General features: G+C 66.5%; 14 protein-coding genes. 9 read left to right on the plus strand and 5 right to left on the minus strand.

Annotated features, from left to right (window positions below):
• Positions 1–4 precede the first annotated feature (4 nt).
• From JYG37_RS29040 to speD, 4 genes are read left to right on the plus strand one after another with little or no spacing between them, the layout of a single operon-like run.
• Positions 5–1,045, plus strand: a complete 1,041-nt coding sequence (locus JYG37_RS29040; RefSeq protein WP_050014959.1) for an SPFH domain-containing protein — start codon at positions 5–7, stop codon at positions 1,043–1,045.
• A 9-nt stretch (positions 1,046–1,054) separates the two neighbouring features.
• Entirely contained in the window at positions 1,055–2,569 is a 1,515-nt protein-coding gene (locus JYG37_RS29045) for a DUF4178 domain-containing protein (RefSeq protein WP_213346291.1), read from the plus strand.
• Positions 2,566–2,715 (plus strand): hypothetical protein, encoded by a 150-nt coding sequence (locus JYG37_RS29050; protein ID WP_155634559.1) that lies wholly within the window; start codon positions 2,566–2,568, stop codon positions 2,713–2,715. The genes JYG37_RS29045 and JYG37_RS29050 overlap by 4 nt, the downstream gene beginning before the upstream one ends.
• Positions 2,712–3,128, plus strand: a complete 417-nt coding sequence (gene speD, locus JYG37_RS29055) for an adenosylmethionine decarboxylase (protein WP_124638794.1) — start codon at positions 2,712–2,714, stop codon at positions 3,126–3,128. The genes JYG37_RS29050 and speD overlap by 4 nt, the downstream gene beginning before the upstream one ends.
• Here the strand turns inward: speD and JYG37_RS29060 are convergent.
• Positions 3,091–3,543 carry an SRPBCC family protein gene (locus JYG37_RS29060; protein WP_089489557.1) on the minus strand — a complete coding sequence of 151 codons (453 nt, stop codon included), beginning with the start codon at positions 3,541–3,543 and terminating at the stop codon, positions 3,091–3,093. The two genes, speD and JYG37_RS29060, sit on opposite strands and share 38 nt — an antisense overlap.
• Positions 3,544–3,734: 191 nt before the next feature.
• Here JYG37_RS29060 and JYG37_RS29065 point away from each other — a divergent pair, with 191 nt between their 5' ends.
• Together JYG37_RS29065 and JYG37_RS29070 are read left to right on the plus strand one after the other, a co-directional pair.
• A complete protein-coding gene (locus JYG37_RS29065; RefSeq protein ID WP_213346292.1) occupies positions 3,735–4,775 on the plus strand; it encodes a bifunctional nicotinamide-nucleotide adenylyltransferase/Nudix hydroxylase in 1,041 nt (346 codons plus the stop codon).
• A 73-nt stretch (positions 4,776–4,848) separates the two neighbouring features.
• Entirely contained in the window at positions 4,849–6,282 is a 1,434-nt protein-coding gene (locus tag JYG37_RS29070) for a nicotinate phosphoribosyltransferase (protein ID WP_050014968.1), read from the plus strand.
• Positions 6,283–6,324: 42 nt separating this feature from the next.
• Here JYG37_RS29070 and JYG37_RS29075 read toward each other — a convergent pair whose 3' ends face one another.
• From JYG37_RS29075 to JYG37_RS29085, 3 genes are all read right to left on the minus strand, one after another.
• Entirely contained in the window at positions 6,325–6,711 is a 387-nt protein-coding gene (locus JYG37_RS29075; protein ID WP_050014970.1) for a hypothetical protein, read from the minus strand.
• Positions 6,712–6,797: 86 nt separating this feature from the next.
• Complete coding sequence (locus tag JYG37_RS29080; RefSeq protein ID WP_239468981.1) at positions 6,798–7,382, minus strand: M35 family metalloendopeptidase; 585 nt, start codon at positions 7,380–7,382, stop codon at positions 6,798–6,800.
• A gap of 281 nt (positions 7,383–7,663) precedes the next feature.
• Positions 7,664–9,139, minus strand: coding sequence for an aminotransferase-like domain-containing protein (locus JYG37_RS29085; protein ID WP_213346293.1), 1,476 nt, complete (start codon positions 9,137–9,139; stop codon positions 7,664–7,666).
• A gap of 124 nt (positions 9,140–9,263) precedes the next feature.
• Between JYG37_RS29085 and JYG37_RS29090 the strand changes: the two genes are divergently transcribed.
• Complete coding sequence (locus JYG37_RS29090; protein WP_050014976.1) at positions 9,264–10,151, plus strand: DMT family transporter; 888 nt, start codon at positions 9,264–9,266, stop codon at positions 10,149–10,151.
• Between the two features lie 144 nt (positions 10,152–10,295).
• On the opposite strand, the gene lysA is transcribed toward JYG37_RS29090, so the two are convergent.
• Positions 10,296–11,534 (minus strand): diaminopimelate decarboxylase, encoded by a 1,239-nt coding sequence (gene lysA / locus JYG37_RS29095; RefSeq protein ID WP_124556027.1) that lies wholly within the window; start codon positions 11,532–11,534, stop codon positions 10,296–10,298.
• A gap of 107 nt (positions 11,535–11,641) precedes the next feature.
• Between lysA and JYG37_RS29100 the strand changes: the two genes are divergently transcribed.
• On the plus strand, positions 11,642–12,556 hold the full coding sequence (locus tag JYG37_RS29100) for a LysR family transcriptional regulator (RefSeq protein ID WP_050014980.1): 915 nt from the start codon (positions 11,642–11,644) through the stop codon (positions 12,554–12,556).
• A 59-nt stretch (positions 12,557–12,615) separates the two neighbouring features.
• Complete coding sequence (locus JYG37_RS29105; RefSeq protein WP_050014981.1) at positions 12,616–13,215, plus strand: GNAT family N-acetyltransferase; 600 nt, start codon at positions 12,616–12,618, stop codon at positions 13,213–13,215.
• Positions 13,216–13,319: the final 104 nt, after the last annotated feature.

The following is a 13,319-nucleotide window of genomic DNA, read 5'->3' on the forward strand; positions in this document are numbered from 1 at the left end:
CGACATGAGTCTGGGTTCATTCATCCGCAAGCAGTTCATCGACGTCCTGCAATGGACGGAAGACACCGACGGCGTACTGGCCTGGCGCTATCCGATGGAAGACCAGGAAATCCAGTACGGCGGCAAGCTGACCGTGCGCGAAACGCAGGTCGCGATCTTCGTCAACGAGGGTAAGGTCGCCGACGTGTTCCAGCCTGGGCTCTATACGCTGGAAACGCGCACGCTGCCGGTGCTCACGAACCTGAAGAACTGGGATAAATTCTTTCAGTCGCCTTTCAAGTCGGACGTCTACTTCTTCAGCACGCGGCTGCAGCTGGGCCGGCGTTGGGGCACCGCGCAGCCGGTGACGATCCGCGATCGCGAATTCGGCTTCGTGCAACTGCGCGCGTTCGGCATCTACTCGTACCGGATCGTCGATGCGGCCGCATTCCATCGCGAGGTCAGCGGCACGCGCGCGGCCTATACGGTCGACGATCTCGAGCAGCAACTGCGCAACCTGGTCGTCACCGCGATGAGCACGACGTTCGGCTCGGCCGACGTGCCGTTCGTCGACATGGCCGCGAACCAGTCGCTGCTGTCGCAGCGTGTGGCCGACGCGCTGGTGCCGGTGTTCACGCGCTACGGGCTTGCGCTCGACGCGTTCGCGGTCGAGAGCGTGTCGCTGCCGGCCGAGCTGCAAAAGGCGCTCGACCTGCGGATCGGAGCGGGGATGGCCGGCGATCTCGCGCGCGCCACGCAATACCAGACCGCGCAGGCGATTCCGCTCGCCGCGCAAAACCCGGGCGGCATCGCCGGGGTCGGCGCGGGGCTGGCCGCCGGGGCGGCAATCGGGCAGGCGATGGCCGGCCAGATCGCGGGCGCCGCACAACCGGCGCAGGCTGCGCCGCCCGCGCCCGTCGCGGCGCCGATCGCCGCGGGAGCGGCCGAGGGCACCGATTACGTGCAGCGGCTCGAGCAGTTGAAGGCGCTGCTCGACAAGGGCCTCGTGACCGAAGACGACTATTCGCGCGCGAAGGCCGAGATCCTCGCGAAGCTCACGCGGTAAGCGTCGCGCATGTTCCGTACCTCGTGCCCCCAATGCGGCGCGCCGGTCGAGTTTCGCTCGGCCGCGGCGGTGATGGCCGTCTGCGCGTTCTGCCGCAGCACGCTGCTCAAGCGCGGCGCCGACGTCGAGCGCATCGGCGAACTGGCCACGGTGCTCGACGATGCATCGCCGATCCAGATCGGCACGGCCGGGCGCTACGGTAGCCGCGTGTTCACGGTGCTCGGCCGCATCCAGATGACCTACGACGCCGGTGCGTGGAGCGAATGGTACGTCGTGTTCGACGACGGCGCGTTCGGATGGCTGTCGGATGCGTCGGGCCAGTACGCGATCACGGTGCGCGAACCCGACGATGCGGCAGGCGCCGCGTGGCCCGCATTCGGCACGCTCGAGCCGGGCATGCGGATCGACCGCGGCGGCCGCGCGTATCTGGTGTCCGACGTGCGTACCGCACGCTGCACGGGCGGCGACGGCGAGCTGCCGTTCCGCGTCGATGCCGGCTGGGAGGCGCGCGTCGTCGACCTGCGCACCGGCAATGCATTCGCGACCTACGACTATTCCGACGCCGAATCGAACGGCGGCATCCCGGCCGTTTATTCCGGCGAGGCGCTGGAATTCGATGCGCTCGGGTTCACGGGCTTGCGCGATACCGAAAACGATACGCGCGAGAAACGCGGCGCGGAGATGGTGCCGTTCGCGTGCCCGAGCTGCGGTGCGCCACTGTCCTATGCGCCGAACGTGGCCGACTACGTCGTGTGCGGCAGCTGCCATGCGGGCGTGCAGTGCACGGCCGAGCAGCAGACCGTGTTCGCGGCGCAGCGCAAGCTCGAATCGGTGAAGGGCGCGCTCGAACTCGGCGCGATCGGCACGTTCGATGGTGTGAAGTACACGGTGATCGGCATGATGCGCTGCCGCGTGCCGGGCGACGCCGAGACCTGGGACGAATACCTGCTGCTGAACCCGAAGCGCGGCTTCCTGTGGCTGGTGCAAAGCGAAGGGCGCTGGGAGCGCGTGCAGGTGCTCGACCATTGGCCGACGATCGGCGGCGAATCCAGCGTGACCGATGGCGGCAAGACCTATCGTTTGCGCGAGGAATACGAATCGGAGGTCGTCTACGTGGTCGGGGCATTCAACTGGCGCGTGCAGGCGGGCGACCGCACGTCGATCATCGATTACGGCTGGCAGAAGGACAAGCTCACGCGCGAGCGCAGTGACGCGGAGATCGTCTGGTCGCGTGCGCGGCCGCTGACGGGCAGCGCGCTCGCCGAGCGTTTCGGCACGCCGGCGCTGGCGACGGCCACCGCCGCCGCCGCGGGCGCCACCGAATCGATGGGCCTGTTCGGCAGGAAGGGGCCGCACAGTTTTGCGCCGCTGCCGTTCATGTTCAGCGCGTTGCTCGTGGTCTTCAACCTGGGTTCGCTGTTCTCGTTCACCGGACGCTCCGTCTACGTGCTGGTCGGCCTGCTGGTGCTGTGGCTGCCGGAATGGCTGTGGGCGCGTTTTGCGTCGGACGGGGGCAACGCGTGATCCGGTACATCCTTTACGGCATCTACGGCCTGATCGTCGTCACGCTGTTCAGTTGCGCGTCGATCGGCGGCGGCGGTTCGGGCGGCGGCGGGTGGGGCAGTTCGTCGGCGCGCAGCGGCTACTCGTCGTACGGGTCGCACAAATGACCGCGCGCGACGGGATCGCGCCGCCCTGCGCGGTGCTCGGCTTGCACGTGCTGGCCGACCTGGCCGGCATCGACGCGGCGCTGCTGCGCGACGCCGCGCGACTCGAGGCGATCCTCACCGACGCGGCGCAACGGGCCGGCGCGCGCGTGATTGGCGCGCACTTCCATCATTTCGGCGGCGAGCATGGCGTGACGGGTGTCGTGCTGCTGGCGGAGTCGCACATCACGATCCATACGTGGCCCGAGCATCGTTTCGCGGCCGTCGACGCGTTCATGTGCGGCGCGGCGCGCGCGGCCGACGCGGTCGATGCGATCGCCGCGGCGCTCGGCACGCAGGCGCAGGTACGGCAGCAGGTTGCGCGCGGCGGCGCGCCGCTCAGCGCGGCAGCGCTTCCGCTTCGGCCCAGCGCTTGAACGAATCGAGACGCCGGCGCGTGTGCACGAGGTAGAACGCGCCGATCAGCGGTTCGAGCAGCCAGCGCAGCCAGGCAGGCTGGGCGCGGAAGTGGTACGTGAATTTCACTTCGGTCATGCCGGGCGTGTGCTCGGTGAAGTTCCAGCTGCCGCTGAAGCGTTGGAGCACTTTCGGCCCGTCGACCATTTCGACGGCGGCGACCTGCGGCGGACGGTACGAGATGTAGCGCGACACCATCGTCGCGCCCGACTGGCTGCGGCAGAACGCATCGACGCCGACATGGGCGGTCGTTCCGTCGAGCAGATAGGCATCGATGAGGAAGCTGTCCCACACGAGCCGCCGCGCGTAATCCTGCGACCACGTGAAGAGGCGTCTGCGATCGACGCCGACGGTCCGGCTGACTGAGATCCTCATGAGAGCGCGCGCCAGGGTTCGGATTGGAATGCAATCGAGTGTACCGCGCCAATAACCTGTGTTTCGTCAGACATCGTCAAGTCGAGCGTGGGCTCGAATGGGATCGATTGACGCACTTCGGGAATTCCCCTAGGATTTATCCCAACCCTTCGGGACAGACCCGGAGCGTTTCAATCTCTTGAGGGAGCCTCATGAGTACGCAACAGAACCGGCGCTTCGACGCGCTCGTTTTCATCGGTCGTTTCCAGCCTCCGCATCGTGGTCACCTGAACGTGCTGAAGTTGGCACTGAGCCGGGCCGAGCGCGTGTGCGTGCTGATTGGATCGACCGACAAGCCCCGCACCATCAAGGATCCGTTCTCGTTCGACGAGCGCCGCCAGATGCTGGCTTCGCTGCTCGACGCGTCCGAGCGCGACCGCGTGACGATCGCCCCGCTGCAGGATTCGACCTACAACGACGGCGACTGGGTGCGCTGGGTGCAGGATGCGGTGGCCGGCGCGCTCGGCGACGTCGCGCAGCGCAAGGTCGGGCTGATCGGCCACGAGAAGGACGCCACGTCGTATTACCTGCGGATGTTCCCGCAATGGGAGCTCGTCGACGTCGACGCGACGGAAGACATTTCCGCTACCGAGATCCGCGACCAGTATTTCGCCGAACGGACCAACAGCTTCGTGCAGTGGGCCGTGCCCGAACCCGTGTTCGGCTGGCTCGAGCGGTTCCGCACGCAGCCGGAATTCGCGCAACTGAAGTCGGAAGCCGAATTCATCGCCGCGTATCGCAAGGCGTGGGCGGCAGCGCCGTATCCGGTCACGTTCGTGACGGTCGACGCGGTGGTCGTGCACTCGGGGCATATCCTGCTCGTGCGCCGTCGCAGCGAACCGGGCCGTGGCCTGTGGGCGCTGCCGGGCGGCTTCGTGAACCAGGACGAGCGGCTCGATGCGGCGTGCATTCGCGAACTGCGCGAGGAAACCGGCCTCAAGCTGCCGGAGCCCGTGCTGCGCGGCTCGATCAAGGATCGCCAGGTGTTCGATCACCCGACGCGTTCGCTGCGCGGCCGCACGATCACGCATGCGTGCCTGTTCAACTTTCCGACCGGCGAGCTGCCGCGCGTGAAGGGCAGCGACGACGCCGACAAGGCGCGCTGGGTCCCGCTCAACGAATTCGCGCAGATGCGCAACGTGATGTTCGAGGATCACTTCGACATCGCGTATCACTTCCTGGGGAAGCTGTGACGCGCTGATTCCCCGCATTCGGTCCGCCGCGACAGACGCGGCGGCACTTCAACGGCCTAGAGGAGCTCTAGCCATGCAAAACGATCCCGGCGGCTTTGCCGCGGTTCTCGCCAATCCGATTCTCAACACGGATTCGTACAAGGCTTCCCACTTCCTGCAATATCCGCCGGACGCATCGGCGATGTTCTCGTACGTCGAATCGCGCGGCGGCCGCTATGACCGCACACTGTTCTTCGGCCTTCAGATGCTGCTGAAGGAGTACCTGTGCAAGCCGGTCACGCACGCGATGATCGACGACGCGCGCGATTTCTTCGCCGTGCACGGCGAGCCGTTCAACGAAGCCGGATGGCGCCATATCGTCGAGCACTACGACGGCTACCTGCCGGTGAAGATCCGTGCGGTGCCGGAAGGCTCGATCGTGCCGGTGCACAACGTGCTGATGACGGTCGAATGCGACGATCCGCAGGTGTTCTGGCTCGCGTCGTATCTCGAGACGATGTTGTTGCGCATCTGGTATCCGGTGACGGTGGCGACCCGCAGCTGGCACCTGCGGCAAACGATCCGCCGCTTCCTCGAAAGGACCGACGACGATCTCGCGCAACTGCCGTTCAAGCTGCACGACTTCGGCGCGCGCGGCGTGTCGAGCGCGGAATCGGCCGCGATCGGCGGCGCCGCGCATCTCGTAAGCTTCATGGGCTCGGATACCGTGCTCGGCGTGCTGGCCGCGAACCGCTTCTATCGCGAGCCGATGGCCGCCTACTCGGTGCCGGCGGCCGAGCACAGCACGATCACGTCGTGGGGGCGCGAAGGCGAGGCCGACGCGTACCGCAACATGATCAACCGCTTCGGTTTGCCGGGCGCGATCGTATCGGTCGTATCGGACTCCTATGATCTGTTCGCCGCGCTCGATCTGTGGGGCGGCGAACTTCGGCAGGCGGTGATCGATTCGGGCGCGACGCTCGTCGTGCGTCCCGATTCCGGCGACCCGGTGACGATCGTGCTGCAAACGGTGCGGGCGCTCGACGTGTCGTTCGGCTCGACCGTGAACGGCAAGGGGCGGCGCGTGCTGAATCACGTGCGCGTGATCCAGGGCGACGGCGTCGACGAGCAGTCGATCGAAGCGATCCTCGCCGCGCTCGACGAGGCAGGCTACGCGGCCGGCAACGTGGTGTTCGGCATGGGCGGTGCGCTGTTGCAGCGGGTGAATCGCGATACGCAGCGCTTCGCGATGAAGTGCTCGGCCATCCGGCGCGGCGGCGTATGGCACGACGTCCGCAAGGATCCGGTCACCGATCAGGGCAAGCGCTCGAAGCGAGGACGGCTGACGCTGCTGCGCAATTGGCGCACCGGCGAGTATCGGACGGCGACGCTGCCGGTTGCGTGGGACGATCGGGCGCGGGAAGGCGAATGGGACGAGGCGCTCGAGACGGTGTTCGACACCGGGCGTCTGCTCGTCGATACGTCGTTTGCGGAGGTCAGGGCAAGGGCGCACGCGGGGGAGGTGTGACGCGGGTGAGGCCCTGAGACAGGTTTGCGTTACTTTGGCATCTTAACGGAGTGCCCTGGATGTCGGCGCGACGCGCGGGTCACCGCACAGATGCTGACATCCACCGTTGCATATGGGGACCAGCGTCACTCCAATCTGAAGATAGCCTTCGTAACCCGCACTGTCTTTCGGATAGGGCTTCGAAATCATGTGGGTGTCCGACCATATGTTTTCGCGCTTGACTCCTAGTTGAACCAGATAGTCTGTCAAGTGCATCGATCTTTGCCGCGCGAGTGCCTGCGGATTCGTTTCGCCAATGTAGGCGCCGGCCGTGACGATGCCTCGAATTTCGGCGTCAGGCCACTCGCGCGCACGGATGACCATCTCCGCTATTCTGACGCGATCCTTGTTGGGAATGGCATCGGAATTGAGCGGGACGCTGTCGAGCATGTCTTCGGAAACGGTACATGCAGTGGACGAAATCGGGAACGACAGGCAAGTACAGATTGCCATGCTGATCATGCGAGCGGGAGATATCACCACAGGGTCCGGTCGTCGAAAAATGAAATATAACAAGCGAGGCTGTCTGCATTGTCGATTGCTACATCCGCGTGTGTCTGAGCCCAATATTTCAGGCCGGTGCCGAATCCATAGATTTCGTCGTTTGAATCGAAGGTGTCGATATAGTGCGTGCACTCGTGAATCAGCACTTTCAGCTTGCAGTTCGTAGAAAGCCGAGCATCGGGAAGCGTGCAGAAGTGCGGGTAAATTGCAATCATTCGTTTGTGTGAGTCGGGTTTGCATACTGCTGCATCCGTAATCCAATTGTCGGGAAATACGGTGCACGTTATGTTCCTCTGCGTTTGCTCGTCCCATCTGATGACGTTCTCGGGTTCGAGTTGCTGCATGACGCTCAGAAGCTTGGGTAACCCGATGCCCAAACGTTGCCGGACTGTTTCGTCAGATCGCCCGAACCACGTCCGGACGCGGCTTTGTTCTTCCTGATCCCAAGCGGCGAGCGCCTCCATCCGCTCGCGAATCAGGACGACTGCAGCGTCACGCAGACGTGCAATTAACCGCCTGAACGTCTTGTTCGACATGTTCTCGCAGATTTGCGTCATGTCGAGTTCGATAGCGTGAATGGAACCGGGTATTGTGTTGGTACAGGTGGTCCCGACGCAAATCCACTCTTCGTCTTCTTCTTGGCGTGTGGTGTCGTGTGAGTTGAAAGTTAGGCCCATGGACTCGATAGTTATCCGGAATGAGGGGGCTACTATCGATTTAAGAAGGTATGCCCGTCTATGAGACAGGTACGATTTTCGATGGGTGAATCACGGCATCTTGACCGATGCAACTCGGGCGTTGCGGATCTGTTCGGCAAGAAGAATGTTGCCGGCCTCGATCATTCATCAGCCAGCACGCCCCGGCCTGCATCGGCTTGCGCGCCGCCGCGCTCTCCCACCCGCGCCGCGTCCATCGCCCGCGCGAGCGCATCGAACACCGCCGGCCCCTTGCAGCGCGACACGTTGAAGCGCATGTACGACGACGCGCTGCGCGACACGCTGAATACGTCGCCCGGCGCGAGCACCACGTCGTGGTCCAGCGCATGACGTGCGACTCGCGCCGCGTCGAGCCCGTCCGGCAATTGCGCCCACACGAACAACCCGCCGCGCGGCTCCGTCCAGATCCCGAGCCCGGCTCGCGCGAGGCGCCGGATCGTCTCGCCCATCGCATCCGCGAGCCGCGCGCGCAGGCTGTCGAGATGGCGCCGGTACGTGCCGTCGATCAGCAGCCGATGCACGACGTTCGCGCCGATCTGCGCGTTGCCGAACGACGTCGCGAGCTTCAGGTCGACGAGCGCGTCGATCCATTCCGGCCGCGCGGCGACATAGCCGCAGCGGATCGCGGCCGACAGCGTCTTCGAGAAGCTGCCGATCGACACGACGCGCGACAGCCCGTCGAACGCCGCGAGGCGCGGCGCGGGCGTGCTCTCGAAATCCGCGAAGATGTCGTCCTCGACGATCAGCAGGCCGTGCTCGGCCGCGAGCGTCAGCAGCCGGTGCGCGACGGGCGGCGCGAGCGTCGCGCCCGTCGGGTTGTGCAGCGCGGCGTTGGTGATGTACAGGCGCGGTCGATGCTCGGCGAGTGCTTGCTCGAAGCGCACGAGATCGGGGCCGTTCGGCGTGAACGGCACGCTGACGATCCGCGCACGGTGCGCGCGCAGCAGCGCCTGGAAGTTGAAGTAGCACGGATCGTCGAGCACGACGGTGTCGCCCGGCTCCAGCAGCAGGCGGCACACGAGGTCGAGCGCGTGCGTGCCGCCGTCGGTCAGCATGATCTGCGCGGGTTCCGCGTGGACGCCGTGCTGCGCGAGCCGCCATGCAAGCTGCTGGCGCAGCGCGGGCAGGCCGAGCGGCGTCGCATAGTCGGTCAGCGCATCGGCTTCGTCGCGCGACACGGCGCGCAGCGCGCGACGCAGGCTTTCGTCGGGCAGCCACGACGACGGCAGCCACCCGCAACCGGGCTTCACCGACGTCGGCGCCGCTTCGAGCGACTGGCGCGACAGCCACAGCGGATCGAGCTCGCGATCGAGGCGCGGGCCCAGCTCGGCGAGCGCGAGCGGCGGTGCGTGGCCCGACACATAGAAGCCCGAACCGCGCCGTGCGACGAGCACGCCTTCGCTCGCGAGCCGCTCGTACGCATCGACGACCGTCGATTTCGATACGTCGAGCGCGTCGGCCATCATCCGGATCGACGGCACGCGCGCACCGGGCATCAGCGCGCGGCTCGCGATCCGCGCGCGCAGGGTGTCCATGACGGTTTCCACGCGCGTGCGCGACGGTGCGGGCGGAGCGGGAATCGGGGCGGAAGGGTGCATGGTGGACGATGAACTGTACGGCCGGTTGTCCAGTACAGTTTGTCTGAATTGTATTGGGCTGTAGCTTACGCCGTTTTCGCCGGCGGCGGATCATCGGTCATCCACTTTCCATTCAGGATTGACCGTGCAAAAGACGACCGACGGATGGCTCAGCGGCATGCTGGGCGTCATCATCTTCAGTGGCTCGCTGCCCGCGACACGGGTCGCGGTGCAAGGGCTCGACCCGCTGTTTCTCACGTTCGCCCGCGCGACGATCGCCGGCGCGCTCGGCCTGCTGCTGCTCGTCGTGCTGAAGCAGAAGCGGCCGTCGCGCACCGAGGCCGTGTCGCTGGCCGTCGTCGCGCTCGGCGTCGTGGTCGGTTTTCCGTTGCTGACGGCGCTTGCGCTGAAGCACGTGACGTCCGCGCATGCGATCGTGTTCGTCGGGCTGCTGCCGCTCGCGACCGCGCTGTTCGGCGTGTGGCGCGGCGGCGAGCGGCCGCGGCTGCCGTTCTGGATCTTTTCGATCGTCGGCAGCGGCGCGGTGGCCGCGTTCGCGCTGCGCAACGGCGGGCACGCGTCGGTGGTCGGCGATGCGCTGATGCTGGCCGCGATCGTCGCGTGCGGGCTCGGTTATGCGGAAGGCGCGCGCCTGTCGCGCCAGCTCGGCGGCTGGCAGGTGATCTCGTGGGCGCTTGTGCTGTCGCTGCCGCTGATGCTGCCGCTCACGTGGCTGACGTGGCCCGCGTCGTTCGACGGCGTCGATGCCGCCGCGCTGTGGGGGCTCGCGTACGTGTCGCTGTTCAGCATGTTGATCGGCTTCGTGTTCTGGTATCGCGGGCTGGCGCTCGGCGGGATTGCAGGCGTCGGCCAGTTGCAGCTGCTGCAGCCGTTCTTCGGCTTCCTGCTCGCGGCCGGGCTGCTGCACGAGACGGTGCCGCCGTCGATGGTCGTCGTGACGGTAATCGTGGTCGGCTGCGTGGCGGGCGCGAAGTACTTCTCGAAGATGGCGCCCGTGCAGCGCGTGGGGTGATGCACGCGCCGCGGCTGGCGGCAAGCCCGTTGCTGCCGAACGCACGATAGCGATCCTGCGCCCGGCAGCAAGACACCAGGCAAAACGGCCAGGCTACCGGTAGCGGCAAGCCTGGCCGTTGGCGTTCGTCACGCCGCGCGCGGGTTACTCGAACGTTTCGAGCGCGAGCAATTCGCCGATCGTCTGCCGGCGGCGGATGAGCCGCGGCGTGCCGCGATCGACGAGCACTTCCGGCGCGAGCGGCCGGCTGTTGTAGTTCGAGGACATCGACGCGCCGTACGCGCCGGCGTCGTGCAGGAACAGCAGGTCGCCGATCTGCGGCTGCGCGAGCTTGCGGTGCGTGACCACGCCGCCTGCGTCCTGCGTGAACACGTCCCCCGATTCGCACAGCGGCCCGGCGATCGCGAGGTCGACGAGCGGCCGGCCGGCGGGCAACGCGCCATCGTGCGCGTGCACCGACACCGCGTGATAGCTGCCGTACATCGACGGGCGCATCAGGTCGTTGAAGCCCGCGTCGATCAGCACGAAATCGTGCTTCGGCCGGCGGTTGACGGCCTGCACCTCGGTGACGAGCGTGCCGGCTTCGGCAACCAGAAAGCGGCCCGGTTCGATCTCGATGCGCACCGGATGGCCGAGATGCCGTTCGATGCGCTTGCGCGCGGCGTCCCACTGGCTGAAGTAGTGTCCGACGTCGACGCGCGGCTCGCCGTCGCGATACGGAATCGACAGGCCGCCGCCGGCCGAGATCGCGTCGATGTCGTGGCCGAGCGACGTGACGAGATCGACCATCGCATCGCACACCTGCGACAGGTGGCCGTAGTCGACGCCCGACCCGATGTGCATGTGGATGCCGACCAGCTTCAGCCCGTACTGGCGCACGATCTCGATCGCGCGCGGCACGTCGTCGATCCAGATGCCGTGCTTGCTCTGCGGGCCGCCGGTGTTGGTCTTGTTGCTGTGGCCGTGGCCGAACCCGGGGTTGACGCGCAGCCACACGCGGTGGCCGGGCGCGTGCTCGCCGATGCGCGCGAGCATGTCGAGCGAGCCGGCGTTCACGGTCACGCCGTGCTTCAGCACCGCCGCGAGCGTCGGGCGGTCGATCAGGTCGGCCGTGAATACGACGCCTTCCGGCTCGCCGCCCGGGCTGAACCCGGCCGCGAGGCTGCGCTCGATCTCGCCGAGCGACACGGCGTCGACGCATGCGCCTTCGTCGCGCATCAGCTTCAGGATATGGACGTTCGAATTTGCCTTCTGCGCATAGCGGATCACGTCGAACTGGCGCAGTTGGGCGATGCGGTCGCGAATGACGTCGGCGTCATACACCCACAGCGGGGTGCCGTATTGCTGCGCGAGCGTCGCGAGCTGGCGGGAATCGAGGGACATGGCGGATGAATCGGATCGAATGAACGGATAGCCGGATGATGCGCCTGATTGGCTATACGGTAAAATGCCTGTTTATCTTCATTCGATTCGTTTCTGATATATAGATCATGCTGACGCACCGTCATATCGAGGTCTTTCGCGCGCTGATGGTCACCGGCAGCACGACGCGCGCGGCCGAGATGCTGTACACGTCGCAGCCGACGATCAGCCGCGAACTGGCGCGGATGGAGCAGGTCGTCGGCTTTGCGCTGTTCGAACGCGCGCACGGCCGGCTGCGCCCGACGATGGCCGCGCTCACGCTGTTCGACGATGTGCGGCTCGCGTATGCGGGGCTCGAACGCATCGCGGCGACGGCCGCGCGCCTGCGCGAGTTTCGCGACGGGCAACTGTCGGTAATCGCGTTGCCGGCGTTCTCGCACGCGATCCTGCCCGGTGCATGCCGGCGCTTTCACGACGCGCATGCGGGCGTCAGCGTGTCGGTCGCGACGCAGGAGTCGCCGGTGCTCGAGGAGTGGCTCACCGCGCAGCGCTATGACCTCGGGCTGACCGAGCGCGATGTCGCGCCGGCCGGCACGGTGCTCACGCCGCTGCTCGAAGTGGATGAAGTGTGCGTGCTGCCCGGCGGCCATCCGCTGCTCGCGCAGGACGCGATCGACCTGCTGGATCTCGCCGATCGCCCGTTCGTGAGCCTGTCGCTGAACGATCCGTATCGCATCCTGATCGACGAGGCGTTCGCGCAACTCGGCATCGCGCCGCGCTCGGTGGTCGACACGCCGTCGGCCGTGTCGGTGTGTGCGTTCGTGCGGCAGGGGCTCGGCGCCGCGATCGTCAACCCGCTCACCGCGCTCGATTTCGTCGGCCGCGACCTGCACGTGCGGCCGCTGACGCGGTCGTTTCCGTACCGGGTCAGCGTGATCGTGCCCGAGCACCGGCCGAAGAACCTGCTCGTCGACGCGTTCGCCGATGCGCTGCGCGCCGAAGCGAAGGCGATCCGCCGCCGGCTGGCCGCCCACCTCGGCTAGCGGCACCGCCGTATGATGGGCGTTTCGCCGCCATCGCCGTCATTTTCCGGAATCCCGTCATGACCGACGCATCGTCTTTTCTCGAACAACCGACCCTCACCGGCGCACGTGTCGTCCTGCGTCCGCTCGACACATCCGACCGGCAGGCGCTGCTGGATGCCGCGGCTGACGGCGCGTTGTGGAACCTGAAGGTCACGGTCGTGCCCGGCGCGCAGACGGTCGACGCCTACATCGACACGGCGTTGCAGGGGCGGGCGGCCGGCACCGTGATGCCGTTCGTGATCGTCGATCGCGCGTCGGGCCGCGCCATCGGCAGCACGCGCTTCTGGAAGATCGACCGCAAGAATCGCAAGCTCGAGATCGGTCATACGTGGCTGAGCGAATCGGCGCAGCGTACGCGCGCGAATACCGAAGCGAAACGGTTGCTGCTGGGCTATGCGTTCGACACGCTGCGATGCGTGCGCGTGCAGTTCACGACGGACGAGCTGAACGAGAAATCGCGCGCGGCGATCCTGCGGCTCGGTGCGAAACAGGAGGGCATCGTGCGTCACGAACGGATCATGCCGGATGGCCGCAAGCGCAACTCGGTGCGCTTCAGCATCATCGACGACGAATGGCCGGAAGTGCGGGCGCGACTCGACGCGAAGCTGGCGACGTAACGCGTGACGTGCGAGGCGGAGCGCTCGATGCTCGAAACGTGCGTCGCGCCGCCGGCAGGGGAGGCGGCGGCGGGACGGCGGGGGAAACGGTGCGCCGCGCGCGA

Source organism: Burkholderia sp. LAS2 (genome assembly GCF_018417615.1).
Classification (GTDB): Bacteria; Pseudomonadota; Gammaproteobacteria; order Burkholderiales; family Burkholderiaceae; genus Burkholderia; species Burkholderia sola.

Coding starts and splice junctions, on each gene's coding strand:
- JYG37_RS29040 (WP_050014959.1), top strand. CDS start 5: ATGAGTCTGGGTTCATTCATCCGCAAGCAGTTCATCGACGTCCTGCAA.
- JYG37_RS29045 (WP_213346291.1), top strand. CDS start 1,055: ATGTTCCGTACCTCGTGCCCCCAATGCGGCGCGCCGGTCGAGTTTCGC.
- speD (WP_124638794.1), top strand. CDS start 2,712: ATGACCGCGCGCGACGGGATCGCGCCGCCCTGCGCGGTGCTCGGCTTG.
- JYG37_RS29060 (WP_089489557.1), bottom strand. CDS start 3,543: ATGAGGATCTCAGTCAGCCGGACCGTCGGCGTCGATCGCAGACGCCTC.
- JYG37_RS29065 (WP_213346292.1), top strand. CDS start 3,735: ATGAGTACGCAACAGAACCGGCGCTTCGACGCGCTCGTTTTCATCGGT.
- JYG37_RS29070 (WP_050014968.1), top strand. CDS start 4,849: ATGCAAAACGATCCCGGCGGCTTTGCCGCGGTTCTCGCCAATCCGATT.
- JYG37_RS29075 (WP_050014970.1), bottom strand. CDS start 6,711: ATGCTCGACAGCGTCCCGCTCAATTCCGATGCCATTCCCAACAAGGAT.
- JYG37_RS29080 (WP_239468981.1), bottom strand. CDS start 7,382: ATGACGCAAATCTGCGAGAACATGTCGAACAAGACGTTCAGGCGGTTA.
- JYG37_RS29085 (WP_213346293.1), bottom strand. CDS start 9,139: ATGCACCCTTCCGCCCCGATTCCCGCTCCGCCCGCACCGTCGCGCACG.
- lysA (WP_124556027.1), bottom strand. CDS start 11,534: ATGTCCCTCGATTCCCGCCAGCTCGCGACGCTCGCGCAGCAATACGGC.
- JYG37_RS29100 (WP_050014980.1), top strand. CDS start 11,642: ATGCTGACGCACCGTCATATCGAGGTCTTTCGCGCGCTGATGGTCACC.
- JYG37_RS29105 (WP_050014981.1), top strand. CDS start 12,616: ATGACCGACGCATCGTCTTTTCTCGAACAACCGACCCTCACCGGCGCA.